Origin of the sequence: Devosia geojensis (assembly GCF_000969415.1) — a bacterium.
GTDB lineage: Bacteria > Pseudomonadota > Alphaproteobacteria > Rhizobiales > Devosiaceae > Devosia > Devosia geojensis.
The window spans coordinates 1-26,724 of record NZ_JZEX01000060.1 but is presented as its reverse complement, the minus strand read 5'-3'; the positions used below and the strand labels follow the sequence as shown (position 1 = coordinate 26,724).

Annotated in this window: 23 protein-coding genes and 1 tRNA gene; 9 read left to right on the top strand and 15 right to left on the bottom strand. The window is 65.0% G+C overall.

Annotation, left to right across the window (positions count from 1 at the left end; genetic code table 11):
• Positions 1-1,209: an O-succinylhomoserine sulfhydrylase gene (metZ, locus tag VE25_RS05995; protein WP_046107688.1), complete on the bottom strand. Its 1,209-nt coding sequence runs from the start codon at positions 1,207-1,209 to the stop codon at positions 1-3.
• A gap of 226 nt (positions 1,210-1,435) precedes the next feature.
• On the opposite strand from metZ, the gene VE25_RS05990 reads away from it, so the two are divergent.
• Together VE25_RS05990 and VE25_RS05985 are read left to right on the top strand one after the other, a co-directional pair.
• Entirely contained in the window at positions 1,436-2,548 is a 1,113-nt protein-coding gene (locus VE25_RS05990) for a 2'-deoxycytidine 5'-triphosphate deaminase (protein WP_046107687.1), read from the top strand.
• 58 nt (positions 2,549-2,606) lie between these two features.
• Positions 2,607-2,680: transfer RNA gene (locus VE25_RS05985), tRNA-Gly, on the top strand.
• A gap of 27 nt (positions 2,681-2,707) precedes the next feature.
• Here VE25_RS05985 and VE25_RS05980 read toward each other — a convergent pair.
• The 4 genes from VE25_RS05980 to VE25_RS05965 form a co-directional block, all read right to left on the bottom strand.
• Positions 2,708-3,505 carry a sugar phosphate isomerase/epimerase family protein gene (locus VE25_RS05980; RefSeq protein WP_046107686.1) on the bottom strand — a complete coding sequence of 266 codons (798 nt, stop codon included), beginning with the start codon at positions 3,503-3,505 and terminating at the stop codon, positions 2,708-2,710.
• A gap of 23 nt (positions 3,506-3,528) precedes the next feature.
• Positions 3,529-4,263: a sulfotransferase family protein gene (locus tag VE25_RS05975; RefSeq protein ID WP_046107685.1), complete on the bottom strand. Its 735-nt coding sequence runs from the start codon at positions 4,261-4,263 to the stop codon at positions 3,529-3,531.
• On the bottom strand, positions 4,264-5,253 hold the full coding sequence (locus VE25_RS05970) for a Gfo/Idh/MocA family protein (RefSeq protein ID WP_046107684.1): 990 nt from the start codon (positions 5,251-5,253) through the stop codon (positions 4,264-4,266).
• 64 nt (positions 5,254-5,317) lie between these two features.
• Positions 5,318-6,712, bottom strand: coding sequence for a sulfatase family protein (locus VE25_RS05965; RefSeq protein ID WP_046107683.1), 1,395 nt, complete (start codon positions 6,710-6,712; stop codon positions 5,318-5,320).
• 699 nt (positions 6,713-7,411) lie between these two features.
• Here VE25_RS05965 and VE25_RS05960 point away from each other — a divergent pair.
• The 5 genes from VE25_RS05960 to VE25_RS05940 all read left to right on the top strand — a co-directional run bounded on the left by VE25_RS05960 (position 7,412) and on the right by VE25_RS05940 (position 13,290).
• The gene (locus VE25_RS05960; protein ID WP_083988751.1) at positions 7,412-9,310 is read left to right on the top strand and encodes an ABC transporter substrate-binding protein; all 1,899 of its coding nucleotides are present in this window, start codon (positions 7,412-7,414) and stop codon (positions 9,308-9,310) included.
• 85 nt (positions 9,311-9,395) lie between these two features.
• Positions 9,396-10,394, top strand: coding sequence for an ABC transporter permease (locus VE25_RS05955; protein ID WP_046107682.1), 999 nt, complete (start codon positions 9,396-9,398; stop codon positions 10,392-10,394).
• Positions 10,395-10,405: 11 nt separating this feature from the next.
• Positions 10,406-11,269: an ABC transporter permease gene (locus VE25_RS05950; RefSeq protein ID WP_046107681.1), complete on the top strand. Its 864-nt coding sequence runs from the start codon at positions 10,406-10,408 to the stop codon at positions 11,267-11,269.
• Between the two features lie 4 nt (positions 11,270-11,273).
• Positions 11,274-12,299 carry an ABC transporter ATP-binding protein gene (locus VE25_RS05945; protein ID WP_046107680.1) on the top strand — a complete coding sequence of 342 codons (1,026 nt, stop codon included), beginning with the start codon at positions 11,274-11,276 and terminating at the stop codon, positions 12,297-12,299.
• Positions 12,268-13,290, top strand: coding sequence for an ABC transporter ATP-binding protein (locus VE25_RS05940; protein WP_046107679.1), 1,023 nt, complete (start codon positions 12,268-12,270; stop codon positions 13,288-13,290). The genes VE25_RS05945 and VE25_RS05940 overlap by 32 nt, the downstream gene beginning before the upstream one ends.
• Before the next feature lie 4 nt (positions 13,291-13,294).
• Here VE25_RS05940 and VE25_RS05935 read toward each other — a convergent pair whose 3' ends face one another.
• The 4 genes from VE25_RS05935 to VE25_RS05920 are packed head-to-tail and all read right to left on the bottom strand — an operon-like array spanning position 13,295 to position 17,374.
• Positions 13,295-14,149: a carbohydrate ABC transporter permease gene (locus VE25_RS05935; protein ID WP_052731757.1), complete on the bottom strand. Its 855-nt coding sequence runs from the start codon at positions 14,147-14,149 to the stop codon at positions 13,295-13,297.
• Positions 14,149-15,015: a carbohydrate ABC transporter permease gene (locus VE25_RS05930; protein WP_046107678.1), complete on the bottom strand. Its 867-nt coding sequence runs from the start codon at positions 15,013-15,015 to the stop codon at positions 14,149-14,151. Before VE25_RS05930 ends, VE25_RS05935 begins: the two co-directional genes overlap by 1 nt.
• Before the next feature lie 50 nt (positions 15,016-15,065).
• On the bottom strand, positions 15,066-16,385 hold the full coding sequence (locus tag VE25_RS05925; protein ID WP_046107677.1) for an ABC transporter substrate-binding protein: 1,320 nt from the start codon (positions 16,383-16,385) through the stop codon (positions 15,066-15,068).
• Between the two features lie 8 nt (positions 16,386-16,393).
• Positions 16,394-17,374, bottom strand: coding sequence for a nucleoside hydrolase (locus VE25_RS05920; RefSeq protein WP_052731755.1), 981 nt, complete (start codon positions 17,372-17,374; stop codon positions 16,394-16,396).
• A 169-nt stretch (positions 17,375-17,543) separates the two neighbouring features.
• On the opposite strand from VE25_RS05920, the gene VE25_RS05915 reads away from it, so the two are divergent.
• The gene (locus VE25_RS05915) at positions 17,544-18,449 is read left to right on the top strand and encodes a LysR family transcriptional regulator (RefSeq protein WP_046107676.1); all 906 of its coding nucleotides are present in this window, start codon (positions 17,544-17,546) and stop codon (positions 18,447-18,449) included.
• On the opposite strand, the gene VE25_RS05910 is transcribed toward VE25_RS05915, so the two are convergent.
• The 6 genes from VE25_RS05910 to VE25_RS05885 form a co-directional block, all read right to left on the bottom strand.
• The gene (locus tag VE25_RS05910) at positions 18,411-20,303 is read right to left on the bottom strand and encodes a glycosyltransferase family 2 protein (protein WP_160299952.1); all 1,893 of its coding nucleotides are present in this window, start codon (positions 20,301-20,303) and stop codon (positions 18,411-18,413) included. The genes VE25_RS05915 and VE25_RS05910 overlap by 39 nt on opposite strands.
• 29 nt (positions 20,304-20,332) lie before the next feature.
• Positions 20,333-20,986, bottom strand: a complete 654-nt coding sequence (locus tag VE25_RS22225; protein ID WP_046107706.1) for an acyl-homoserine-lactone synthase — start codon at positions 20,984-20,986, stop codon at positions 20,333-20,335.
• Positions 20,987-21,054: 68 nt separating this feature from the next.
• The gene (locus tag VE25_RS05900) at positions 21,055-21,762 is read right to left on the bottom strand and encodes a helix-turn-helix transcriptional regulator (RefSeq protein WP_046107705.1); all 708 of its coding nucleotides are present in this window, start codon (positions 21,760-21,762) and stop codon (positions 21,055-21,057) included.
• A 180-nt stretch (positions 21,763-21,942) separates the two neighbouring features.
• Positions 21,943-22,944 carry an Hsp33 family molecular chaperone gene (locus VE25_RS05895; protein WP_046107675.1) on the bottom strand — a complete coding sequence of 334 codons (1,002 nt, stop codon included), beginning with the start codon at positions 22,942-22,944 and terminating at the stop codon, positions 21,943-21,945.
• Positions 22,945-23,080: 136 nt separating this feature from the next.
• Positions 23,081-24,013 (bottom strand): ornithine carbamoyltransferase, encoded by a 933-nt coding sequence (argF, locus tag VE25_RS05890; RefSeq protein WP_046107674.1) that lies wholly within the window; start codon positions 24,011-24,013, stop codon positions 23,081-23,083.
• A gap of 128 nt (positions 24,014-24,141) precedes the next feature.
• Positions 24,142-25,350 (bottom strand): aspartate aminotransferase family protein, encoded by a 1,209-nt coding sequence (locus VE25_RS05885; protein ID WP_152664519.1) that lies wholly within the window; start codon positions 25,348-25,350, stop codon positions 24,142-24,144.
• Positions 25,351-25,735: 385 nt separating this feature from the next.
• Between VE25_RS05885 and VE25_RS05880 the strand changes: the two genes are divergently transcribed.
• Entirely contained in the window at positions 25,736-26,278 is a 543-nt protein-coding gene (locus VE25_RS05880; protein WP_046107704.1) for a GcrA family cell cycle regulator, read from the top strand.
• Positions 26,279-26,724: the final 446 nt, after the last annotated feature.

Sequence of the window (26,724 nt, the reverse complement as noted above, 5' to 3'; positions counted from 1 at the left end):
TCAGATCTGGTCCAGGCCATAGAGGAGGTCGGCGATAAGGTCGTCGGCCGCTTCGAGCCCGACCGAAAGGCGCAGCAGACCCGGCGTGATGCCCATGTCGAGCCGCACATCCTCGGAAAAGCGCTGGTGGGTGGTCGTCGTCGGGTGGGCGATGATCGACTTGGCGTCCCCCAGGTTGTTGGAGATGACGATCACCGCCAGCGCGTCCGCGACCTTGAACGCCGCCTCCTGCCCGCCCTCGACCTCGAAGGCGACGAGGGTCGAGCCGGATTTCATCTGCCGCTTGGCGAGCTCGTATTGCGGGTGGCTCTTGTGGTGGGGGTAGAAGACCTTGCGCACCTTCGTGTGGCCCGCGAGCGCCTCGGCGATCCTGGCCGCGCTTTCGCTCTGCTGGCGCACCCGCAGCGGCAGCGTCTCCAGGCCCTTGAGCAGCACCCAGGCATTGAACGGGCTCATCGAGGGACCCGTCTGGCGGATAAAGGTGTGGATGTCGCCGGCGATCAGCTCCTGGCTGCCGAGGATCGCGCCACCGAGCACACGGCCCTGTCCGTCGATGTGCTTGGTGGCCGAATAGACGACGAGATCGGCGCCGAGCGCCAGCGGCGACTGGTTGATCGGGGTGGCAAACACATTGTCGATGACGAGCTTGGCCCCATGCGCATGGGCGATCTCGGCGACGGCGGCGATATCGACGATCTCGAGCGTCGGGTTGGTCGGGGTCTCGAGGAACACCGCCTTGGTATTGGGGCGCATGGCCGCGGCGAAGTTCGCCGGATCGCGTCCGTCCACCAGAGTCGAAGCGACACCCCAGCGCGGCAGGAAATCCTCGACGACGAACCGGCAACCGCCAAAGAGCGCGCGCGCCGCCACCACGTGGTCGCCGGCCCGCACCTGGCTCATCAAGGCCGTGGTGACGGCGGCCATGCCGGTGGCAAGCCCCCGCGCCGCTTCCGCGCCTTCGAGGAGCGCCATGCGCTTCTGGAACATCTCGACGGTCGGGTTGGAGAAGCGGCTGTAGATGTGGCCGGGCGTCTTGTTCTGGAAACGCGTCTCGGCATCGGTTGAGTTCGGATAGACATACCCGGAATTGAGGAACAGAGCCTCCGAGGTTTCGCCATGCTGGCTGCGCTCGGTGCCGCCATGGACGAGCTGCGTCTCGGGCGCGCGGCGCTTGGGATCGGCGAGGGGATTCTTTTCCTTGGACGACATCTCAAAACCTCAAAACAAAAAACCGGCGCGCGTGAGCGGCCGGTTCGAAACGGTCGTTTAGCACTTGGACTTTACCGGACATGGGGACCTCATGAGGCCTCGTGCCAGGAAGGTGGCTGCAATCTGACCGGCCAAATCACCACCGAGGAAACTTCTATTGCCTTTTCGCCCTTGGCGTCAATTGCGCCTGTTGCTATCGGAGTATGACACTGACCGGCGGATTGAGATGACGAGCAACAACGAGTGGCCGATCGGCGTCTATCCGGCGCGCCTCATCGAGAAACTGGCGCAAGTCCGCGCGATCATCTCGCAGACGCCGTTCGATGCCGATCAGGTGCAGCCGGCAAGCCTCGACCTGCGCCTGGGTGAAACGGCCTTCCGCGTCCGCTCGAGCTTCCTGCCAGGCCCCGAGCGCACCGTCGCCGATCGCATCGAGGCGCTGAAGCTTCACCAGATCGACCTGACGTCGGGCGCGGTGCTGGAGCGCGGTTGCGTCTATATCGTGCCCTTGCAGGAAAGCCTGCGGCTGCCCGAAACCGTCAGCGCCTCGACCAACCCCAAGAGTTCCACCGGCCGGCTCGACATTTTCACCCGCGTCATCGGCGACCGGGCCCGCGGCTTCGACCAGTTGCCCGCAGGCTACAGCGGACCGCTCTACCTCGAGATCAGCCCGCGCACCTTCCCGGTGCTGGTGCGCACCGGCTCGCGCTTGAGCCAGATCCGTTTCCGTTCGGGCGACACGCTCCTCGATCCCGCCGAACACCAGGCGCTCCACCGCGAGCAGACGCTGGTGTTCAACGCCAATCAGGATGTCGGCAACGGCGTCGCGCTCTCCATCGACCTGTTGGGCGAGAACCGCGGCGGCCTCGTCGGCTTCCGCTCCAAGCGCCACACGGCGGTCATCGACGTCGATAGGAAGGGCGCGCTCGACGTCCTCGACTTCTGGGAGCCGCTCAACAGCCGCGGCTCGGGCGAGCTGATCCTCGATCCAGACGAGTTCTACATCCTCGTCAGCCACGAGGCGGTGCACGTGCCGCCCGACCATGCCGCCGAGATGGTGCCGTTCGATCCGCTGGTTGGCGAGTTCCGCGTGCACTATGCCGGCTTCTTCGATCCGGGTTTCGGCCACTCGGCCGCCGGCGGCACCGGCAGCCGCGCGGTGTTGGAGGTCAGGAGCCGCGAAGTGCCGTTCCTCCTGAACCACGGCCAGACCATCGGCCGTTTGATCTATGAGCGCCTCGCCGAGCGTCCCGACCGGCTCTACGGCACCGCGCTCGGTTCCAACTACCAGGCGCAGAGCCTCAAGCTTTCCAAGCATTTCAAGCCCTATCCGGCTTGAGTTCGGCACGCAAAGCCGCTTGACGGTTCTGGCGATTTCGCGCAGAAAGTTCCCCGTCGCGGGTGTAGCTCAATGGTAGAGCAGAAGCTTCCCAAGCTTACGACGAGGGTTCGATTCCCTTCACCCGCTCCAGTTTCCCCGACAGCGATCTGAGCGCGATCACCGCGCCCCGCAGGCCTGCAGGCACGCCTGCATGTGGCCGCGAGCTTCAGCGGCAATGACGGCGCACTGCTCGACCGAATAGTCCTTGGCCCCGATCACCTCGAGGTCGAGCGGTCCGGCATAGCCCGCCTCATGCAGGGTGCGGATATAGCCGACGAGGTCGATGTCGCCGCGCCCGTTGGCCTGCTCCTCGGGCTTGCCGGGACCGGTCAGGCCCTCGAGGCAGTCGCGGATGTGGACGTGCTTGACGCGGCTGACCACGGCCGCGATGGCTTCGACCGGATTTTCGCCCGAACGGAAGATGTGCGAAGGATCCATGTCGATGCCGAACGCCGGCGAGGAGATCGCCTCCATCACCTTGAGCGTCGTCGGCGTGTTGTGCATCGCGTGCCCGATATGCGCCTTGACGCAGAGCGTCACGCCGTAGCGTTCGGCCATCTGCGCGAGCTTGCCGAGCGCGTCGATCGATTCCGCAAGGCTCGCCTCGTCGCCCGTCTTGCCACCAGGTCCGCAATTGATGATCGGAATGCCGATCTCGACCGCCGCCTGCATGGCCTGCTCCATGATCGCCGGATCGCGCGATGGTTGCTCCATGGCCAGCAGTTCGAGGTTGTAGGCGCCGGCGAGGCGCTTCACCTCCGGTGCGATCTCGCGCCAGCGATCGATGACGAGGTGTTCGCTCATGCCGTTGATGGCCGAGACCTCGACCCCGTCATAGCCGGCCATCGTCAGGTACTTGAAGGCCGTCTCCATGTCGTGTCCGCCGAAGAGGACGGTGTTTGCACCAAGCTTCATGGATTTCTCCTCCGTTTGCGCCGTCAGGCGGCAGGTTCGATGTCGTAGCGATAGGCCTTGAGTGCCGGCTCGAAGAAATCGAAGGACACGTTCTCGTCAGGCTTGCGACGCCAGCGCCCGACCGCATCGGGCCGCACGATGATGCGGCCGAGTTCGAAGCCGAGGAATTTCTCCAGCCGCTCGAGGGTCGCCTCCTGGTTGAGCACGAAATCCTCGAAGCGCACCTCCAGCCAGTGCGCTGGCCTGGGCGTCGCCTGCACCAGGTCGTACTGGTATTTCCATGAGATCGCGCGGCGCTTGTAGACGTCCTCGGTCGGCGGATAGTCGATGCCGAAGTCGCGCATGTCGTCGGTCTTGTGCGTCGCAAGAATCCCGTCGCGCGGGTCGCGGATCCAGAAGATATATTTGGCCTCCGGAAACATGCGCTGGATCCAAGGATAGACGAGCGTCGTCTCCGGGATCTTCCAGCCGCGTTGCTCGGATGTGCTGGCGAGCACGGCTGCAAGATACTTTTCGATGAGGTCCTTGAACTCCTTGGGAATCTCGGCGCTCATCGCGCGGGAAAAATCCCATTCGAGCTCGCCGACCCGGTCGACATAGCGGGCAAAGATCCGGCAGGCTTCATACATCGCCTCGGGCGGCACGAGATCGCCGGAGGCGTTGAGGGTCTGGCCCATATAGACGCCGCTGGCATAGAGCGTGTGGGAGATGGCGCGCGTGCCCCCATGGCCGCGCCCGATGACGGTGATCAGCGACATCTAGAGCGTCACCACCGTATCGGTTTCCCACGACTTGATCGCCGCCTCGATGATGCGCTGCACCTTGAGGCCGTCCTCGCCCGAGGCATCGATCGCCTCCGGCTTGGCGCCCTCGAGGTTCTGCTCGATCCAGCGGGTGATGCGGCTCTTGAACGTCTCCGGGAATTTCTGCATGCCGCCGATGCAGGTGTAGCGCTCCACCTCGGGCGAGCGGCGGGGGTAGAATTCCAGCTCCTCGCAGGCGTCGCGCAGCACTGCGCGCGCCTTGGAGCCGACGATCTCGAGCGTTTCAAGGCCGTAGCCCGGACCTGCGTCATAGGAGCCGGTCAGGTGTCCGATGACACCGCTCGTAAACAGCAGATTTACCTGGACATTTGACCAGATCTGCCGCCCTTCGCCCTTTTTGAAAAATGCCTGAACTTTTGCAACATCCCCGCAAAAATATCGCAAAACGTCCAGCGAATGTGGATGCAGGGCGCGCATGTGGAAATAGGGCGCGCTCTCGTTGGGGTTGTTGATCCACATCGTCATGTTGACGATGTTGAGCGGGCCCAGCCGGCCGCTGTCGATCCACTCCTTCAAACGCAGTGCAGCCGGCGTGAAGCGGTGGTTGAGATTGATGCCGTAGCGCAGCCCCTTCGACCTGGCGAGCGCCACCATCTTCTCGGCCTCGTCGATCTTGTTGGAGATCGGCTTCTCGCCGAGCACCGGGATGCCCGCTTCGAGCAGCGCCACAGTCGGCTCATAGTGGTGCCCGCCGTTCTCCTCGCCGGCGGTCGCGACGCTTGCCGCGTCGATCTTGAGCCCGGCGCCGACCATCTCCGCAACCGAGGTGAAGGCGCGGCACTTGTAACGCTCGCCCGCTTCCCTGGCCTTGTCTTCGATGGCGTCGCACACGGCGACGATGGTGCAGTCGGGGTGCTCGTCATAGACCCGGGCATGCGTGTTGCCGATATTGCCGAGGCCGACGATGGCGACGTTGAGGGACATGGGTCCTTCCCTTTCAAAATGGTCTGGTGCGTCAAATGCAGGGGCCGGCATGCGGCCCGCCGGCTTATTTGCGGGATTCGGCCTGCAGCCGGGCGGCCTGCGTGGGATCCCCGATGTGGAGCGTGTCGTAGGCCTGCTGCGAGGTCTTGAAGCTGCCGACCCCGGCATGGCCGTGCCAGTCGCCCTGCTCGTAGATCGGAGCGGGCAGGCCCGTCTCGCGCTCGCGCCGCTCGATCCAGGCCTGCATGCGGGTCTTGAGGTCGGCGACGATGTCCGGGCGCTTGTCGGCGAGGTTCGTGAGCTCCTGCGGGTCGTCGTTGAGGTAGTAGAGCTCGACCTCGGGCTTGAAGTGGAAATCGGGCTCCAGCGCCACGATCAGCTTCCACTCCGGCGTGCGCCAGCCATGCTTGTGCATCCAGGTGCACTCGGTGATGTAGAACTCGCGGTCATGGTGGGTGACCTCGCCCCGGATCATGGGGAGAAGGCTGCGGCCTTCGTGCGGATCCTCGAAGGGGATGCCGGCCAGCTCCAGGATCGTCGGCATCAGGTCCTTGTGCTGGTTGTACCCGGCAAGACGCCGCCCAGCGGGGAGCTTGGCGGGATAGCGGATGACCAGCGGCACGTGCAGCACGTTGTCGTACATGCCGTGATGGTCGAACCAGCACTCGTGCTCGTAGAGCGTTTCGCCGTGGTCCCCGTTGATGACGACGATGGTGTCGTCGAGCACGCCCCGCGCCTCGAGCGCGGTGAAGATCGTGCGCAGCGCTGCGTCCATGTAGGCGATGGCGCCGTCGTACTGGGCGACGACATAGTCCTTGTCGGTGATCCCCGGCGGCATCCAGGAGCGGAAGAAGTCGGCGAACGGCTTGAACGCCATCACCGGGTCCATGGACGTATTGGCCGGGTCGAGCTCGTCGCCATGATAGAACATGCGCTCGAACGGCTCCGGCGGCAGGTAGGGCGCGTGCGGGTCCATGTGGCGCAGGAAGAGGAAGAAGGGCTTGTCGTCGTCGACCAGCCGGTCGAGCTCGGGCAGGGTGACCGTGTTGAGGTTCTGCGCTTTGGGGCTGCGCCCCTCGTTCCAGCTGCCCCAGCCGGCATAGTCGAGATATTTCTGGAAGCCGCGCGAGCTCGGATTGCCGGTAAAGCCGACGCAGGTGGTGTTGTAGCCTTCGCCGCCGAGGACCTCGGCCAGCGTGCGTACGTCGGTGCGCAGACCGCCCTTGTGACGCAGCGCCACGACCTGGGTGCCGAAGCAGTCCCGCCCGGTCAGCATCGAAGCATAGGCGCTCGTCGTCGGAATGTGCGGGCTGTAGGTGTTCTCGAAGGTGACGCCGCCGCGCGCGAACTGATCGATATGGGGCGTCGTCAGGCGCGGATAGCCATAAAGGCTCATGTGATCCGCCCGCAGCGAATCGATGCCGATCAGCAGGATATTCGGCTTTCCTTGCCGGCTCATCGCGCCGCCCTCCGGGCCGCTTGCCGGTCAAAGGCGACTTCGATCGCAGCTGCGCGTCGCATCGTGCAGGCGCGTCCGCATACCGTACGGTAGATACATGCAGGCACTCGTCCCCTCCCTTGCCCGCTGCCCTCGCAGCCGGCCAAGCCAACGCATTCCCTTCGAGATTTTCGCCCTCCCCTCCCAGAGAGTGGCGACAAGACTAGCCGCACGAACGAGATCGGCGGCACCCTCCCAGGCACGGACAATCTGGCATCGTCTTTCGGAGCTGTCAATCACAAGCAATCAAATTCGCGCAGACACCCTATCGAACTGGTCAAGTAAAACGCCATCGTTAGCTGAATTGATTGATTTTGATTGACACTGCGCGCAGGCTTTGATTGCATCCCTGTGCGGCGGTCTGAGGGGATCGCATGGCAAGCGGCCCTGTCTGGCCGGCGAAACGGGAACACGACCAAGCGCTTGGCGGCGTGCGAGGGGCATGCGAGAGCCGGCGGAAAACACAGGCCGTGCTTTCCCGAAGGTCGATTCGAACGACCGCGACGTGACCGAGTGACTACGAAGAGGAGGCCGAGGACCGGTATCACCGAGGGCGGCGAATGGAGCGGAATGGAGGCCGCCCGTCTGCCCGTGTCGAGTCCGACTACCGATACAACCGCCGGAGGGGCGGTATTCAGCTTTCAGGGAGGAAAAGCGACGATGTTTTCACGTCTGGTTTCCGCGGGCCTACTGGCCGCGGCCTTCAGCCTGCCGATCGGCAGTGCGATGGCGCAACCGTCCGGTTTGCCGGTCGATGTGCCGCGCGAGCAGCTGTTCGTTTCCGATCAGATCCTGCGCTACAACGTGGTCGGCAACTACAATTTCTGGGTGCAGGGGCCGCAGAACCCCACCCGTCACGCCATGTTTCTGGAAACGCTCTGGGTACGCGATCAGGAAACGGGCGAGCTGATCAACGACGTCGCGAGCAGCCCGCCGCAATACAACGACGATTACACGCAGATGAGCGTCGACCTGCGCGACGACATCTACTGGAGCGATGGCGTCCAGTTCACCGCCGACGATCTCGTCTATACCGTCCAGACACTCATGGACTCGCCCGAGCTCGGCGCCAATGGCTGGCACACCCAGCTCAATCAGTTCGTCGAGAGCGTCGAGAAGACCGGCGACCATTCGGTCACGTTCACGCTGTCCGAGCCGAACGCCCGCTTCCACTCGATGTTCGAGGCGCGCTGGAACGGCGTCTACATGATGCCCAAGCACGTGTTCGAGACGGTGGAGGACCTTGCGACCTTCACCAACAATCCGCCGGTGGTGCTGGGCAGCTACATCCCCGTGCAGGCGGATCCCAACGGTTTCTGGGAGCTCTACCAGCGCCGCGAGGACTGGGAACGTTCGCCCGCCGGCGTCCAGACCGGAAATGCGGGCCCTGAGAACATCCTCTCGATCTTCTACGGGGACAGCACCCGCAAGGCGATCGCCATGTCCCGCGGCGAGCTCGACGTCTATTTCGACGCCGATTTCGAGGCGTTCCAGACGACGCTCGACACCACCTCGACGGCCCGCTCCTGGTACCAGGAGTTCCCCTGGGCCTATCCGAACGAGGTGAGCTCGCGCCAGTTCGTCTTCAACATGGAAGGCGATCCGATCTACGCCAACAAGGACGTGCGCTGGGCCCTGGCGCTGGCGCTCGACATCGTCGAGCTCCAGACCGAATACATCGGCGGCGTCGTCAAGGTCACGCCGTTGCCCGTTCCGCCGACCACCGAGCTGATGCGGCTCTACCACGATCCGCTCGAGGAGTGGCTGGTGAACCTCGAGATCGACCTGGGCGAGGGCGAGATGTACAAGCCCTACGACCCGACCGTGCCCGACCGGATCGCCGAATGGGCCGCGGGGCAGGGCTATGAAGTGCCCGGCACGCCGCGCGAAGTGTTCGGCACGGGTTGGTGGAAGTTCGATCCCGAGGCGGCCGAAGCGCTGCTTTTGAAGAACGGCTTCACCCGCGACGGCTCGGGCCAGTGGCTGAAGCCGGATGGTCAACCCTGGGTATTGAGCCTGCAGTCGCCCCCCGACGAGAACGACGCCTTCCGCATGTCCAACGCGGCGGCCGACATGTGGAGCGACTTCGGCATCCAGGTCGACCTGCAGGGGCCGGAGCGCGCCGTCTGGGATCAGAACCATATCGAGGGTCAGTTCCAGGTCTCGACGCCCTGGTACAGCTTCGCGCTTGCCTCGGGTGATGCCTGGCCGGAAATTCGTGGCTGGCACCCGGAGTTCTACGTGCCGGTCGGCGAGGACTATCGCTCCAAGGGCGGGGGCAACTTCCAGCGCATCAACGATCCCAGGATCGGCGAAATGCTCGATGCGATGCAGGCGGTCGAGCCCGGCAGCGAGGAGAACTTCGAGCTCGTGCGCGAATACCTGAAGTACTGGACCGAGGAGATGTATTTCATCACCACGATCAGCTTCAAGAAGTTCGTCACCTGGGATGAGCGGTACTGGACCGGTTTCCCGACTGCAGAGAGCCCGGACTACATGCCGCTCTACTGGTTCCAGGGAGGCAAGTACGCCTTCCAGAGCCTGCGGCCGGCAGAATAGCGCCGAACGGCGGGGGAGGGTGCGCGCCACCTTCCCCCATTCCTGACGCACCAGTCCGCTCACGCATCCGGGGATGACGTCGCCCATGACTCTCTTCAAGGAATATATATTCCCGCGCCTGATCCAGTGGGTGATCGTCATCTTCATCGGCGTATCGCTGACGTTCCTGATCCCGCGCATGTCGCCGATCAATCCGATCGACCAGGCGATGGGGCGCCTCACGGCCTTCCAGACCCTTTCGCCCGAGGCGACGCTCGCGCTCCGTCAGTCCCTGATGGACCTCTACGGGCTCGACGGCAGCCTTTTCAGCCAATACGTCAACTTCTGGGGGCGCGTGCTGCGCGGCGACCTCGGACCTTCGTTCAGCGCCTTTCCGACGACCGTCACCGAAATGATCGGCTCGGCCATCTGGTGGACGATCGGGCTCCTGGGCCTCTCGACCGTCATCGCCTGGACGCTGGGGCTCGTTCTGGGCGCGCTCGCCGGCTACTTCCCCGACCGCTGGTGGTCGAAGGTGCTCGAGAACACGCTGGTTTCGATCTACCCGATCCCCTACTACATCGTCGCCTTCATCCTCTTGATGCTGTTCACCTATTACCTGCCGATCTTTCCGTTGGTGGGCGGCAGCCGGGGCGCGCCGGGGTTCAGCTGGAGCTATCTCAGCTCCCTCGTCTACTACGGGTTCCTGCCGGCGCTCTCGCTGGTCATCGGCGCCACGGCTTTCCGCTTCATCATGTCGAAGGCGCTTGCCGGCACCGAGCGCACGTCCGACTATGTGCGCTTCGCCGAGATCGCCGCGCTCCCCAAGCGCAAGATCGTCTTCCGCTATGTGATCCGCAACACCATGCTGCCGCAGGTGACGGACCTTGCCCTCTCGCTCGCCGCGATCTTCGAGGGCGCGCTAATCACCGAGGTCGTCTTCGGTTATCCCGGCCTCGGCTATCTGCTGCTCAACGCCATCAATGCCAGCGACTACAACATGATCATGGGCATCACGCTGCTCTCGATCGTCGGCATCGCCACCGCATCGCTCTTGATCGATCTCTGCTATCCGCTGATCGATCCGCGCGTGCGCTACCGGTGAGGGCCCAAGCCATGCTCGTGACGATCCGCGACCTCTTCCGCTACAGCCCCGCCTTCCGCTACGGCTCGATCATCCTCGTCGTGGTGTTCATCCTCGCCGCGCTCTCGTTCTTTTCGCCCTATGCGGCCGAGGCGCGCCGCGTCGTTCCGCGCAACGCCCCGCCCTCATGGGAACACTGGTTCGGCACCACATCGCAGGGGCAGGACGTCTTCTGGATGCTGACCTATGCGGTGCGCAACACGCTGATCGTTGCCGGCCTCGCCGTCATCATCGGGCGCGGCATCGGCGTGATGATCGGCATGATCTCGGGCTATCTCGGCGGCCGTTGGGACCGGTTCCTTTCCGGCCTCGTCGATTCCTTCATCGTCATCCCGCGCCTGCCGCTCTTGATCCTCATCGCCGCGATGCTGCGCGGGCAGATGACGCTTGTCGCGCTCGGGCTGATGATCGGTCTCCTCGACTGGGCGATCCCTTCCAAGCGCTACCGCTCGCAGGTGCTGAGCCTGCGCGAGCGCGAATTCACCAACACGGCGGTGTTCTCGGGGATGCGCGCGCCCAAGGTCGTGGTGCGCGAGCACCTGCCGTTCCTCATCCCGTTCCTGCTCGCCGACGTCGTCAGTGGTTTCCTCTTCGCCATCGGGCTCGAGGTCACGCTCTCGGTGCTCGGCCTCGGCGACATGAACGCGCAGAGCCTCGGCACGATGATCTACTGGGGCAACTACTACCAGTCGCTGCTCGCCAACCGCGTCTGGGTGCTGGCGGCGCCGATCGCGGCTTCCGTGTTCATCGTCGTCGGCTTCTATCTCTCCTCGGTCGGGCTCACCGCCTATCTCGATCCGCGCACCCGGTTGGCGCGCCTGCAAGCGAAAGGTTAGCCTCGTGGACCAGCCTCCCATTCTCGAAGCCAGGGACCTCAAGGCCTACTACATCACCGAAGCGTTCGGGGTGAGACGCACCGTCAAGGCCGTGGACGGGGTGTCGCTCGCCATCCGGCCGGGCGAGATCTACGGCATTGCCGGAGAATCCGGCTGCGGCAAGTCCACGCTTTTGAAGATGCTGCTCGGCGAGTTCGAGCCGCCGCTGACGCCAGTCGAGGGTTCGGTCACCTATGATTTCGGGGAGGGCCAGCACGACGCGCTCGACATGAGCGAAGGGGAGGTCACCGCCACGCGCTGGTCGCGGGTGTCCTACGTGCCGCAAGGCTCAATGCACGTGCTCAATCCCGTGCGCCGGATCGGCGATACCTTCCATGATTTCATCTCGACCCATCAGCCGATGTCGCGGCGGCAGACCAATGAGAGGGTGGCCGCCTACCTCGCCGAATTCGGCCTGCGCGAAGGCGTGCTGCGCGCGTTCCCGCACCAGCTTTCCGGCGGCATGCGCCAGCGCGTGACCATCGCGCTCGCGACCATCCTCTCGCCCAAGCTGATCTTCGCCGACGAGCCGACGACCGCGCTCGACGTGGTCGTGCAGCGCGGCGTCATCCAGCTGTTGAAGCGCATCCAGCGTGACCATGGCTCGACGCTGGTGCTCATCACCCACGACATGGGCGTGCAGGCCAACCTCGCTGACCGCATCGCCGTGCTCTATGCCGGCAAGCTGGTCGAGGAGGCGGACACCCGCACCATCTTCAAGGCGCCGCGCCACCCCTATACCCAGCACCTCATCGGCTCGCTGCCGACCCTCGAGGACAAGGTGGCGCGCGTGAGCCTGCCCGGCCGCCCGCCCGCGCTCGACGATCCGCCGAGCGGCTGCCGTTTCCACCCGCGCTGCCCTTACGCCATGGAGGTCTGCAAGACCATCGTGCCTCCGCTCGTCACCCTCGAAGGCGGCCATCGCGCCGCGTGCCACCTGATCACCGGTGAGACCGATCATGCCGCAGCAACCAGCCCAGCCCTTGCTTGAGATCGACCGCCTGACGCGGGTGTTCCTCAGCCGCCAGGGCCTTTCGGTCACCCGGCTCGAGGCGGTGGACGATGCTTCGCTGACCCTCGAGGCCGGCAAGCCCGAGATCTATGCCCTTGCCGGCGAGAGCGGCAGCGGCAAGACGACGCTGGCGCGCATGGTCCTCGGGCTCGAGCGGCCGACGCAGGGCACGCTCAACTACAAGGGCCGGCCGGTCGGCGACCTGACGCCCAAGGACAAGCGGACCTGGTTCTACCGCGAAGTGCAGCCGGTCTTCCAGGACCCGTTCGCCACCTTCAGCCCGATGAAGCGCGTCGACAGCTATCTCTACGAGACCGCGCGCAATTACCGCGTGGCGGAGGGAGCCGCGATCGAGAAGCGGATCGACGAGGCCCTGGGCGTCGTCGGCCTGACCCTCGCCGAGGTGCGCGGGCGCTATCCCAACGAGCTCTCGGGCGGGCAGGCGCAGCGCATCTCCATCGCGCGGGCGCTGATCACCAGGCCATCATTGCTGGTCGCCGACGAGCCGGTCTCGATGCTCGATGCGTCGCTGCGCATGTCGATCCTCAACCTCTTCAAGGATCTGCGCGACAGCCAGGGCGTGGCGGTGCTCTACATCACCCATGACCTGGCGACCGCCTACTATACCGCCGACCGCATCGGCGTGATGCTGCGCGGCTGGATCGTCGAGACGGGGCCGGTCGAGCGGGTGCTGGGCAACCCGCTCCACCCCTATACGCAGCTCCTCAAGAGCTCCGTCCCGCAGGCCGACCCGGACAAGGCCTGGTCAGCCGCGCCGGCGGAACCGCCGCGACCGGTGAAGTTTCCGGTGAGCGGCGGCTGCAAGTTCGCCGCGCGGTGCCCATACGTGATGGATCGCTGTCGGCAGGAGATTCCCGGCTCCTACGAGGCCGAGGGCCGCCACGTGAAGTGCTTCCTCTACGAGCCGGGGTTCAGCGGCGTCCGGCCGACGGCCGAGGCGGTTCCTTGAAGCCTCAGCCCTTGATGCCGGCGCCGGCGAGCCCCTGCACGTAGTAGCGCTGCAAGGGCAGCAGCAGGGCGATGGGGATGAGCGCGGTGATGACCGCGACGGCAAAGAGCTGGTTCCAGATCGTCTGGTACTGCTGCTGGAATGCGGCCATGCCGACCTGGATCACCTTGAACTGCTGGCTGGGCATGGCGAGCAGCGGCCAGAGGAACGCTTCCCACTGGAAGATGAAGAGGAGGAGCGCCGCGCTGATGCAGGTCGGCATCGAGAGCGGCACGTAGATGCGCAGCAGGATGTTGATCCAGCTGACGCCATCGAGCCGCGCGGCTTCGGCATAGTCCTTCGGCACCTGGGAGAAGAACTGGTAGAAGAGGAAGACGGCCAAGCCGTTGGCGATGCTGGGAACGATCAGTGCCGCGATGTTGTCCAGCCAGCCGAGTTGCTGGGTGACCGTATAGAGCGGCAGCGCGATCGCCTCGAACGGCAGCATGAAGCTGATGATGATCGCCGTCAGGATGTACTTCTTGCCCTTGAAATCGAACATGGCGAAGGCAAAGCCTGCCGCGCCGTTGACGACGAGGCCGGCGGCCATGGTGATGAGGGCGACGATCAACGTGTTGGCGATGATCATGCCGAAGCCGCGCTCGAAGACGCCGGTGTAGGCCTCGAGCGAAGCCGGGCTCGGCAGCAGCGCCTTGGCGGTGAAGGGGAAGATGTCGGCGAAGACCTCGGCGTTCGGACGCAGAGACGAGACGATGGCCCACCAGAGCGGCAGCACGAAGACGAAGGCGACGAGGGCATAGACGAGATGCTTGGCGCCAAGGCTCAAGCCCTGCCGCACGGGATTGGAGGACATGGACATCAGCGTGCTCCCTTGCCCGAAAGCAGCCTGAACTGCAGGCCGACGATGACGAGGAGGATGGCGACGACCACGACGATGATGGCCATAGCGCGGCCCATGTCGCCGAAGATGAAGCCGGACTTGTAGGCCTCATACATCAGCACGTTGGTCGAATCGGCCGGCCCGCCCTGCGTCAGCATGAAGATGGGCGCAAACAGCAGGAAGTTGATCGAGACGTCCGCAACCAGCACGAAGAGCAGGGTCGGGCGCAGCAGGGGGATGGTGATATAGAAGAGTTGCTGCCAGGGCTTGACCCCGTCCACCTTGGCCGCGTCGTAGATCTCGGGCGAAATGTTCTGCAGCCCGCCGATGATGAAAATCATCCAGTAGGAGATGCCCTTCCAGGTGGCGATGGCGATGATCGAATAGAGCGCCAGCGACTGCGCCGTCAGCCAGGGCTGCGCCGGCACGCCCGCGATGCCGAGGACGCCGTTCACCAGCCCGTCCTGGCTCAGCATGATGCGCCAGATGATGACGGCCGTCGGCAGCGACACCCCAATCGGGATGAGGAAGAGGATGCGATAGAAGGTGACGCCCTTGAACTGCTGCACGTAGAGCAGGGCAAGGCCCAGCGCGAGCGCGATCTGGATCGGGTTGATCAGCAGGTTGAACCACAAGGTCACCCACAGCGAGTTCCAGAAGATCGAGTCGGTGAGGAGCGCGATATAGTTGTCGAAGCCGACGAAGACGCGCTGGCCACGCAGCACGTTGAAGAAGCTGTCGCCGGCGGCGAGCGCGATCGGGTAGAGCCGGAAGACGACGAGGCCGATCAGCGCCGGCGCCAACAACGCGGCGATCAACAGGACTGGTGTGCGCGAGTTCGTCATGCGGTCTACCGGTGGCGCGTCCCCGACCATGCCGGGGACGCGAATGCTGGTTAGGGGGCGACGCGGGCGGCCGCGGACTCGAACTTCTGCACGGCGCTCGCCAGAGCATCGGCAACCGGCACGCCGTTGGCAATGTCGACGAAGGCGGTGCGGAACGCATCCTGCAGCTGCCCATAGGCCGCCGTCACCGGCCGCGCCTTGGCGGTGTTGAGCGAGTCGTAGACGCCGAGGCGGAAGACGTTCTGCGGGAAGGCGTCGAACGAGGCGTCGGTGCTGATCTCGTCGAGCAGGGGCTTGTAGGTCGGCAGCTGCTGGAGCGAGTCGAACCAGATCCTGGTGCCTTCGGCGTTGGTGGTGAGATAGGCGGCGAAATCCATGGCCTCGGCCTGGTTGGCCGACGCGGCATTGACGCCCACATACCAGGAACCGGTCGGGGTCAGCACCTTCCCGCCCTCGAAATAGGGGTAGGGGGCGACGCCGAAATCGACGTCCGTTTCCGAAAGGATCGGGATGTTCCAGGTGCCGGCGGCGAACATGGCGAGCTGGCCGTTGCCGAAGAGCTGCGCGCCCTCGCCATAGCCGAGGCTGCGCGGGCTTACGCCCCAGGCGTTGTAGAGGTCGCTCCAGAAGGTTGCCGCCTTGGTCCAGGCTTCGCTGTCCAGATACCCCTTGGCGGTATAGCCGTCCGGCCCGATGACGTCGGTGCCGAGGGATTCGCCGAACGGCTGGAGCTGGTAGAGCTCGCCGAACTGCTCGACGCTAAAACCGTAGGTCGTGGTGCGGCCGCCTTCCTGGACGGTCAGCTTGCGCGCCGCATCGGCCACCTGCTCCCAGGTCCAGCGCTTGGTCTCGGCCAACTCGTCAACCTCAGCCTGCGTCGCCGTCTCGCCGGCGGTGAGGCCGTCGGGCGCCGTGATGCCGGCCGCCTCGAACAGGGCCTTGTTGTAGAACAGCACCTGCGCCGAGTTGTTGATCGGCAGGGCGTACTGCGCGCCCTCGTACTTGCCGGCCTCAAGTGCGCTCGTCACCAGCGAGGAGGTGTCGATGGCGGCATCGATCGGCGAGAGGAAACCGCGCGAGGCATAGCTGGCGAGGAGCGGCGCATCGACATAGACGAGGTCGATGCCGGCGTCGCCCGAGCGCAGCCGCAGCTCCGCCACTTGGAAGAACTGCGCGAACGGGTAGGGCTGCAGGTTGATCGTCACACCCGGATTCGCCGCTTCGTAGGCATTGACGACCGCCTGCATGGCGGTGGTGTCGCCGCCCTCGATGACGATCATGTTGAGCGACTTGTCCTGCGCCAGCGCGGTGCCGGCGAGCATGCCGGCGACGAGCCCGGCAACTATGGCGATCTTGGCAGTCTTCATCATGGCATCCCTCAGGGGTTGGGAGAAATTCGGCCGGCGGCCCAGATCAAAGCCTCTGTCACCAGCGCGGCGAAGCGCTCGGCATCGGCTTTCATGGCAACGCCGACATTCTTGTTGCGGGTATCGTGGGCCGGGTCCTGCGGCCGCAGGTCGATCAGGGTCTGGCCGTAAGACTCGTCATTGCCGACGATCACCTCGCCCGGCAGCTGCTCGACGGTAAAGAGCGTCGGATCGATGAGCCAGGCGATGGCGCAAGGATCGTGCAGCGGCGCGCCGGGTTTGTCGGCGCCCGCGAACCGGTAGTAGGTGCCGCAATAGAAATCCATGATGTCGGCGACGGCATTGTCGCCCGGCCGGGCCGCGCGGACCGCGGCGACATCCTGCCGGCGCAGCAGCGTCTGGTGGGTGACGTTGAGGCCGAACATCACGAGCTTGGCGCCGGAGCGGAACACGATCCGTCCCGCTTCGGCATCGGCCCAGATGTTGAACTCGGCCGCCGGCGTGACGTTGCCCTCGCCCGCCGAGCCGCCCATGAAGACGATCTGGCGGACCTTGCCGGCAAGGTCGGGCCGCAGCCCGAGGGCCAGCGCGATATTGGTCATCGGGCCGACGACGACCAGCGTGATCTCGCCCGGATTGGCATCGACGATGTCGATGATGGCCTGGACGGCGTGCTTCGGCTCGACCGCACGCGTGGCCGGCGGCAGCTCGACGCCGGCGCTGTCGAGACCCGAGGGCCCATGGAAGGCGGCCGGGAAATCATAGCGATGCAGCAGCGGCTGCACCGCGCCGCTGTAGACCGGCACGCTGAGCCCGAAGGCGGAAACGATGCGCAGCGCATTGTTGGTGGTGTTGGCGAGGGAGGCGTTGCCGCACACGGTCGTGATCGCCTCAATGGCGATGCCGGGATGGAACGCGGCGAGGAGGATTGCCGCCATGTCGTCGTGGCCGGGATCGCAGTCGATGATGATCCGGTGGGGAGAAGTCGTCACGCAGTGAACTCGCTCTGTCTGACACAAAAACCTGCGTGCTCGAGAGCGGGTCGCAAAGGGCGGACATCCATGCTCGAAGCCCCACAGTTCAAGGAAAAGCGTAGGATGGACGACAGTTTTGCAACAGCATATAAAACCGCAGTTCAGTTGACTTTTCCTGAGGTATCGGTTGCTCCACCTGCTCAACGCATTGCGCGCGTTCGAAGTCGCGGCGCGGCTGGGGAGCGTGCGTAAGGCGGCCGATGAGCTGCACGTTTCGAGTGGGGCGATCAGCCGCCACATCAAGAACCTGGAGGATGCGCTCGGCATTGCCCTCTTCGAGCGCGGCAACCGCTCGATGAAGCTGACGCCGGCGGCGGCGGCGTTCGCGGCGACGGTGACGGAGGCCTTCGCGTCGATCACCCGCGGCACCGAGCACCTGCGGGCAACCTACGGCCAGTCGACCATCATGCTGACGGCGCCGGACACGTTCCTGCTGCGCTGGCTGGTGCCGCGCCTGACGAGCCTCGAGGCGGCGCTCGGCGGCGTCTCGGTGCGCCTGACCACCTGGACGCGCGAGATCAACCCGGCCGACCGATCGATCGACGTCTATGTGGGCGTCGGCCCGCTGCTCGACATCGCGGGGATGACGGTGGTTCCGGTCGCGCCGGAAACCTTCGGGCCGGTGGTGAGTCCGATGCTCATCCGCGAGCGGCAGTTTACCCGAGATCTGCTCTGGAGCCTGCCGCGGCTCGACATCCGCTGGCCGCCCGACATGTGGACCAACTGGGCGCGCGAGGCCGGCATTCCGCTCCCCGCCCGCGAGACCATCTGGTACGACGCGCTCTCCTTCAGCGTGCAGGCCGCCGAAGCCGGCCTTGGCGTCGCCATCGGCCCCGGTCCGGCGGTCTGGGACGCGCTGGAGCAGGGCCGACTGGTCGCCCCGCTCGGCATGGTCACCCGGCAAGGGCATTGGTTCCTCGCCTGGCGCGACGACCGGCCGAGCCAGACCATGCATGCCATCCGCCGCTGGTTTCAGCAGGAGATGGCGAGAGGCCTACGATGGGAACCTGATCCGGGCGGAGCGTCCCGCTGATGTTTTCGTCCCTCTCGCACTCCGCGGGGTGGGCTTGCGTTCCGGAACGGCCTGCGCCCGCGCGCCCGTGTCGCGTGCCGGCCTGTGGCTGGTCTTGGCCCAGTAGTACGGCTTGACCAGCAGTTCATGCACGGCGCGGAAGGTCGCGGCGGCCAGCAGCAGCCAGTAGATCGGCAGGAAGAGCTGCAGCGGGATCAGGGCATGTTTCTTTAGTCGCGCCAGCCCGATCACGTTGACGAGGAATGCGGCGCAGTTACCAAGAACGAAGAGGGCGAGATAGCCGAGGATCCAGATCTGGCCTCCGGGCTCCGAGAGCGGCTGGCCGGTGGCGAGCCGCAGGCCTGCCGTCATCATGAAGGTGACGTGCAGGACAGGCGCCAGGATCATCGCGAGGATGATGAGTTCGAAGAACGCAAAGCTCTTCCAGCCGAGATCGCGCAGGAGCTGCAGCGGCTGCCGGTTGTGGACGATGAAGGTCTGCATCCAGCCTTTCACCCAACGCGTGCGCTGCGCCATCCAGGCGTTCGTCGAAACCGGCGCCTCCTCGAGCGTATGAGAAGCGAGGGTATCGACGCGCTGGCCGAGCCGGGCGAGCCGCACGCCAAGATCGGCGTCCTCGGTGACGTTGAAGCTGTCCCACCCGCCTATGGCCCGCAGTGTTTGCGTGCGGAAATGGTTGGAGGTGCCGCCGAGGGGGACCGGCAATCCCCAGCGCGCCTGTGCGGGCAGAACGAGCCCGAAAAGCGCTGCATACTCACCCGCGAACTGTGCGGCGATGAGTCCTTCCCCGCCATTGTCGACCACCAGCTCCGCCTGCAGGCACGCAAGGCCTGCATCCTGCCGGAACCGGGCCGCGGCCTGCCAGAGCTGATCGGGCGCCGGACGGTCCTCGGCGTCGAAGACGACGATGAACTCGCCGCGCGCCAGGGGCAGGGCGTAGTTCATCGCCTTGGGCTTGGTGCGCGGCTGGCTCTTCGGGACGACGACCAGCTCGAAACGGCTGTCGCGCAGATACGCCCCGACCGCCGCAATCGTAACCGTGCTGTCGGCCTCGACCACGAACTTGATGTCGAGCTTTTCGGGCGGGTAGTCGATCGCCGACATGGCCCGGTAGAGCTGCGGCACCATGGCGGCCTCGTCGCGCAGCGGCAGCAGGATGGTGTAGATCGGCAGATCGACGTCGGCGGGTCGAGGCAGCCGGGGAGGCGGTGTGTCGCGCATGGTCACAACCGCGGCGATGCGCAGAACGGCAGGCGCCGCGACGATCAGGATCGAGAGCGCGATCATCAGCGGCTGTCCGCTGAACGGCGCCGCCACGATGCAGACGAGAAGCGTCAGCAGTAGCGCCGAGAAGATGATCCGCGCCGGCATCGTCAATTCGAGATGTGCGCTTGCCCAGGGCCAGCGCCGCGCCAGCCGCTGCCGGGCCGACGTCGTAAGGACGGGAGCCGCGCACTGCGCGATGAAGGCGCGCAGCGCCCTTGGGGGCACGATGCAGAGGCGCCCGCGCATGTCAGGGTTTGCTCTCACATGCTCGGCGAGCCTGAGGAACGCGGAAAAGTCGGGTGCGCAGAACAGCACGTCGCGGCCGAAGACCTGCAACCGGCAGGAGCGGATCTGCGCCAGGGCGTCGATGCGCGCCGGTTCGCAGCTGCCCTCGAGGTCGCGTGGCACCGTATCGTGATAGGCAAGACCCGCCCACTGCGCGGCGCGCGCGCTGGCCACTGCCTGCGGCACGCCCAGGCGCCGCACGCAATAGTCGAGCGGATCGATCTCCAGCAGCAGGGCATCGCTGAGGATGCGCAGCGCCATATCGTCCGTCAGGCGGTCCTCGGCCAGGACCGCCCGGAGCAACCCCAGGCTCGCCGACATTTCCGCTTGCCCTAGTAGAGGCCGGCGACGGCGATGTGCGGAGCGCGTGTATCGAGGTCGATGACGGGCAGGAGCATTTGCGACATGCCCGTAGCCCGCCGGATGTTGGCGAGCGCCGTCTCCGAGACCTCGATCCACGCTGCCAGCGTCGGCTTCCCATCGATATTGGCCGGCGCACCGAGGGGGACGATGCGCATGCCCATGCTCACTCCGAGTTCGACCATGTAGATGGTCGACACGAAGGTGATGAAGGCGTAGCCCCGCGAAAGGGCATACTCCATCATCGCGCAGAAAAGGGCTGCAGACTCCGGGGCTCGGCGCCTACCCTCGCGACGATCGGGCCGCACATAAAAGCGCGTCCAATCGGCCCCTAGCGCGGGTGGCGCAGGAAGTGGCTCCGTGACGAGCCCCGGAAAGACCGCCTGCAGCAAGGTCGGTCCATCGTGACAGTTGAAGCGGGAGCCTCCGACCAGCTCGTCGCCATCCGTCACCAGGATATGCGTGGCATCGGGTCCGTCGAAAGCGTCCACATCACGCCCATCCGGACGGCGGATCGCCTCCCAACCTTGCAGGTCGACGAAGATTCGATGCCGTAACTTGTAATTCGCTTCGAGTAAATCTCCATAGCGAGCGCGGTTGTGAGCGCCCAAAAGGTGTACCTTCATAAGGCCGACCCCCAACTGGTCCGTGCTGTATTAGGCACGTTCCAGCCGTCTCGCGGTATTGGCATAAATTACAATGTGATGAGTTTGTGCCGAATGGCTTCGACGACGGTGTGCGTGCGGTTCTTGGTGCCGAGCTTGGCCTGGGCGTTGACGCAGTGCTGGTTGACGGTGCGCTCGGAAAGCCCGGTGATCACGGCGATCTCGCCGGCCGTCTTGCCGTTGGCGGCCCATTTGAGCACCTCGGCCTCGCGCCTGGTGATCGCCCGGCGCTTGCGCGGATGCTCGTCGCCCGCGGTGTTGAGGTAGCGCAGCCGCCCATGGGCGTAGAGGGCCAGCATGTGCAGCTCGAGCCGCGAATGCTCGTCGAGCGCATGGGCGCTGCCGACGAGCGACACGATCCCCTGCATGCCGCCTTCCATATGGACGGGGATGGAGAAGCCGTCGTTCATGCCGAAGTCCCGGGCCTCTTCCATGACCCGGCGCGCAGGCAGGTCGGAACTCGGGTCGTAGGTGGCTGCCGACCATTCGAAGGGCAGGGTGGTCGAGAAGCAGAAGCGGGCGACCGGATCGAGGTGCACATAGCCGAAGCTGGTGTAGCGCTCGTACCATTCGTCGGGCCAGCCCGAGAGCAGCACGAACGGCCGTACGTCCTGCCCGCGATCAGGCAGTCCCGAAATGATGAATCGCTCGAAGCCATAGCCGCCGATCGCACCGAAGAAGATATCCAGGATATCCTCTCCGGACGTCTGACGCTGGATAGCATCGATCGTCGACATCAAGTCCGAATTCAACTGGCCCGCCTCTTGCCCGGCTGAATGAGGAACTATTGTGATGCGTTATGCGAATTTGCGCAAGTGTTTGACACGTTGTGCAAATCCGGATGAGAGGGCGCGTCAGAGAAAACGTTTGCGCACTCGCCACTTGCAAAGAAAAGGGCGGCTCCGGGCCGCCCTTCCTCAATTGCTGGTTTCGAACTGGTGCGGATTGAAGTGGTAAGCGCTCGAGCAGAACTCGCACACCACCTCGATTTCGCCATCGACGGCCATCTCGGCCCGCTCCTCGCTCGAGAAGCTGTTGCGCAGCATGTCTTCTATGCGTTCGAGCGAGCAGGTGCAGCGCTCCTCGATCGGCGTCGGCTCGAAGACCCGCACCCCCGTCTCGTGATAGAGCCGGTAGAGGAGCTGCTCGGGCGAGACGGCGGGGTCGGCGAGCTCGGCATCCTCGATGGTCGAGAGCAGGGTGCGCGCCCGCGTCCAGCTGTCCGGCTCGACGAAATCGGGATCGGCCGTGTGCGGGTTGTCGAAGTTGCCGTCGCCCGGCAGGTCCGGCATCACCGCCATGCCATGCTCGGGTAGGTGCTGGATCAGGACGCCTCCCGCGCGCCAGTGGGGCACCGGGTCGCCCTTGCGGCTGAGCTCGGCCACCGCCAGGCGCACCTGGGTCGGGATCTGCTCGGACTGCATGAAATAGGTGTGCGCCACCTCCTCGAGGGAATTGCCGTCGAGCGCGACGATGCCCTGGTAGCGCTCCATGTGCTCGCCCTGATCGATGGTCATGGCCATGTGTCCGCTTCCCAGGAGCGCGCCGGGCTGGTTGCGTCCGCCCGCGAGCGCTGCCTCGAGTTCGGCCTCGTCGAACCGCGCATAGGCGCGCACGCCGTCCGGGGCGTCGAAATCGACGACGATGAGGTTGACCGGACCATCGGTCTGGGTCTGCAGGATGAAACGGCCATCGAACTTCAGCGAAGAGCCGATGAGCGCGGCGAGCGCGATCGCCTCCCCAAGGAGCCGCGCGACTGGTGCCGGATAGTCGTGGCGCTTGAGGATCGTGTCGAGTGCCTGGCCCAAACGCACCGAGCGGCCGCGCGTGTCGAGATTCTCGAGGGTGAACGGCACCACGGCGTCGTCGCCCGTTTCGGGTCGGTCGAGGCCCAGGGTGGAGAGCAGATTCTCAGTCATAGTTGTTCCCGTGGTCATCGTCTGCCTTTACCTCAGGCTACGCTTTGCAGGGCTAACCCGCCACCCGAGCAAGCAGCAAACCGGCGCCGCCCACTTCGTCAAGGATGGCGCCGCCGGAAGATTCTGCAGGATGCAGTCAGTTCGTTTCGACCCCGAAGGCCCAACATAAAATGGCTTTCTGGGCGTGCAGGCGATTTTCGGCCTCGTCCCACACGACCGATTGGGGACCGTCGATCACTTCGTCGGTCACCTCATCTCCGCGATGAGCGGGCAGGTCATGCATGAACAAGGCGTTCTTGTCAGCCAAGGCCATCAAATTGGTATTGACCTGGTAGGGTTTCAAGACCCGGCGACGTTCGGCGACATCGACGTCGCCCATCGACACCCAGGTGTCGGTGATGACGAGGTCGGCGCCCTCGACCGCCTCGCGCGGATCCTCGATCAGCTTGACATACTCGCCGGCCCGCCGGATATCGTCCATCAAATCCTTTTCAGGACTGTATTCCTCCGGGGTGGCGACGCTTAGGTGGCACTCGAAGAGCTCCGCCGCATTCACCCAGGAATGCAGCACGTTGTTGCTGTCGCCGACCCAGGCTACTTTGGCCCCCTTGATGTTGCCGCGATGCTCTTCAAACGTCATCAAGTCAGCCATGATCTGGCAAGGATGGGCACGGCGGGTAAGGCCGTTGATCACCGGAACCGTCGCCGCCTCGGCCAATTCGAGCAGGTCGGCGTGGCTGAGGATGCGGATCATGATCGCATCGACGTATCGGCTGAGGACGCGGGCGGTATCGCCCAGGGTTTCCTCACGCGAGAGCTGCATTTCCTGGCCGGACAGCATGATGGTTTCGCCGCCGAGCTGGCGCATGCCGACATCGAAGGAAACGCGGGTGCGGGTGGATTGGCGCTCGAAGATCATGGCCAGCACCTTGTCCTTGAGGAGCTGTGGCCGGTCGCCCTCCTTGAGGCGCTGCTTGAGCGCTACCGCCTGGTTGAGCATGCCGCGCAGATCGGCATAGGTGAAATCGTCGATGGAGAGAAAATGCCGTGGATTGCCGGTCGAATTCATAGGCCGGGTTCCTTTTTGACGCTTGGTAAAACGGGCGGCCGCAGCCGCAGTTGATCAATCCAGCCCGATGGGCGGAGGAAACAAACCGCGTCGGCGACGCCCGAAGTGATAAAAGGTCAGCATGGCTCTCAGTCGACCGCCGGGGCGGTCGCCGTCTCGGCCTCGATGGCGGTGAAGGCGGCGGAAATGCGCGCCATGGCGTCCTCGAGGTCGGCCTCGGTGACGATCAGCGGCGGCAGCAGGCGCAGCACGTTGTCGCCCGCCGCGATCGTCAGGAGCTTGTGATCGTCGCGCAGGCGCGTGACGAAATCCTTGACCGGCGGCGTGATCTTGATGCCGGCCAGCAGCCCCTTGCCGCGCATCTCGACGACGAACTGCGGGAAGCGCTGGGCGAGCTGCTGCAGGTGCCAGGCCAGCCGCTGGCCCATGCTGTTGGCGTGATCGAGGAAGCCGGGCGCCAGGATGCGGTCGAGGACCGCGTTGCCGACCGTGCAGGCGAGCGGGTTGCCGCCATAGGTCGAGCCGTGGGTACCCGGCACCATGGCCTTGGCGATCTCGCCCCTCGCCAAGCATGCCCCGAGCGGGAACCCGCCCCCGATAGCCTTGGCGACGGCGACGATGTCCGGCGTGACGCCGGCCCATTCGTGCGCGAAGAACCGCCCCGTCCGCCCGAACCCGCACTGGATCTCGTCGAGGATGAGGAGCAGGCCGTTCTCGTCGCAGAGCCTGCGCAGGCCCTGCATGAAGTCCGTGGTCATGGCGGTGACGCCGCCCTCGCCCTGCACCGGCTCGATGAGGATGGCGCAGGTCTGCGGGCCGATCAGCGCCTTGACGGAATCAAGGTCGTTGGGCGTTGCATGCTTGAAGCCGGGCGCCGGCGGGCCGAAGCCCTCGAGATAGCTGGGGTTGCCGCCGGCGGCGATCGCCCCGAGCGTGCGCCCGTGGAACGAGCCGGTGAAGGCGATGATCTCGTAGCGGTCCGCCTCGCCCTTGTCCCAGAAATAGCGCCGGGCCGTCTTGATGGCGCATTCGATCGCTTCGGTGCCCGAATTGGTGAAGAACACCGCATCGGCGAAAGTGGCATCGGTGAGCCGCTGGGCCAGCCGCTCCTGCTCGGGAATGGTGAAGGTGTTGGCCGTGTGCCAGACCTTCTCGGCCGCCGACTTCAGCGTCGCGACCAGGTGCGGGTCGCCGTGCCCCAGCGCGTTGACGGCGACGCCCGAGTGGAAATCCAGATATTCGGCGCCGTCCTGCGAGAACAGTCGCACGCCCTCGCCCCGCTCGAAAGCGAGATCGGACCGGGCATACGTGCCGTAAAGCGCAGACATGGAGTTCACCGATAGGTCAAGTGTTGCAGGAATGACTCAGGAGCGGAACGGAATGCACATGAGCCCCTAAAAAATCAAAAACGCGCTGCCTTTTGGCGGCGCGCGAGGCCCTTGAAATAGGGCAAATCGGGCCGGCAAGTCAATGCAGGAGCGGTCAAGTGCCTGATTTGACTCTGCCTTTCTTAACCCGATCTTAACCATGGGTTTTTCCGGGGAAAGTCTCGCCCGACTCTTGATCCCGATTCCGCCGCTGGCGTACTATCCATCGCGTGGGGACACGATATCTCGTGTGGCGGACCCTTGCGACATACGAAGTATAGCGATGCCGGCTGCCGTTCCGTTCTGGCAGCTCGATGAGGGATTCTGTTTGAAGATGGTTGCAGGAGCGCAGATCATGGGCTGGACCGACGAACGCGTCGAACTGCTCAAGAAGCTTTGGATGGAAGGGCTGAGCGCCAGCCAGATCGCCGCCGAGCTCGGCGACGGGGTGACGCGCAACGCCGTGATCGGCAAGGTGCACCGGCTGAAGCTCTCGGCCCGCGCCAAGCCGACCAACACGGCCCCGCGCGCCCGCGCCCCGCAGCGCACGGCCCCCCGCCGCGTCGCCTCGCCTTCGGGCGGGATGAGCGCCGGCATCGGCATGGGCAAGCCGCGCGCCAGCGTCATGCGCACCCAGACGATCGGCGCCACGGCGCTCGCCGTCAGCCCCGAGATGGAGGCTGAGGTCTACGTCGCCCCGCAGGTGCAGGAGCTCTTTATCCCCGAGGACAAGCGCCTCTCGCTGCTGCAGCTCAACGAGCATACCTGCAAGTGGCCGATCGGCGACCCGCTGACCAAGGACTTCTATTTCTGCGGCCAGGCTTCCGGCGAAGGGATTCCGTATTGCGAGTTTCATGCGCGTCGGGCCTACCACCAGTTGGACAAGAAGAAGCGCTGAGCGCTTCGCGATCGACGGTATCGAGAGGGGAGGCGATGGCCTCCCTTTTCGTTTGGGCGTGCAGAAGCGCCCGGCGGGTTCAGGCCCCGGGGTTCGATGGGTAGAGCGGCATGCGGCGAGGATTGCCTCATGCAGATTAAATAGCGAGGCAGGCCTCGCCGCATACATCCGGGATTTTTGGCTTAATCCGCCCGCTTGTCCGCCAGGGAAGCCTCCCTTCCGGCTTTCACCGGTACGATGCCGGCAGGCATCCGGTCGGGTGACGGTTTGGACCTCGCCTGGAGCGACCCCCATGCGACCCGGATCCACCACACCGGAAGCTCGTATGCATCCTCGCCCAAGGGTGCGGCGGTGAGAAGGAGTATGGGATACTCTCAAGCTGCGGGGATAAGTTTTTATTTCTGCGCCGGATCAATGGGTTGGGCACTGCTCCCCTCCCCCTTGAG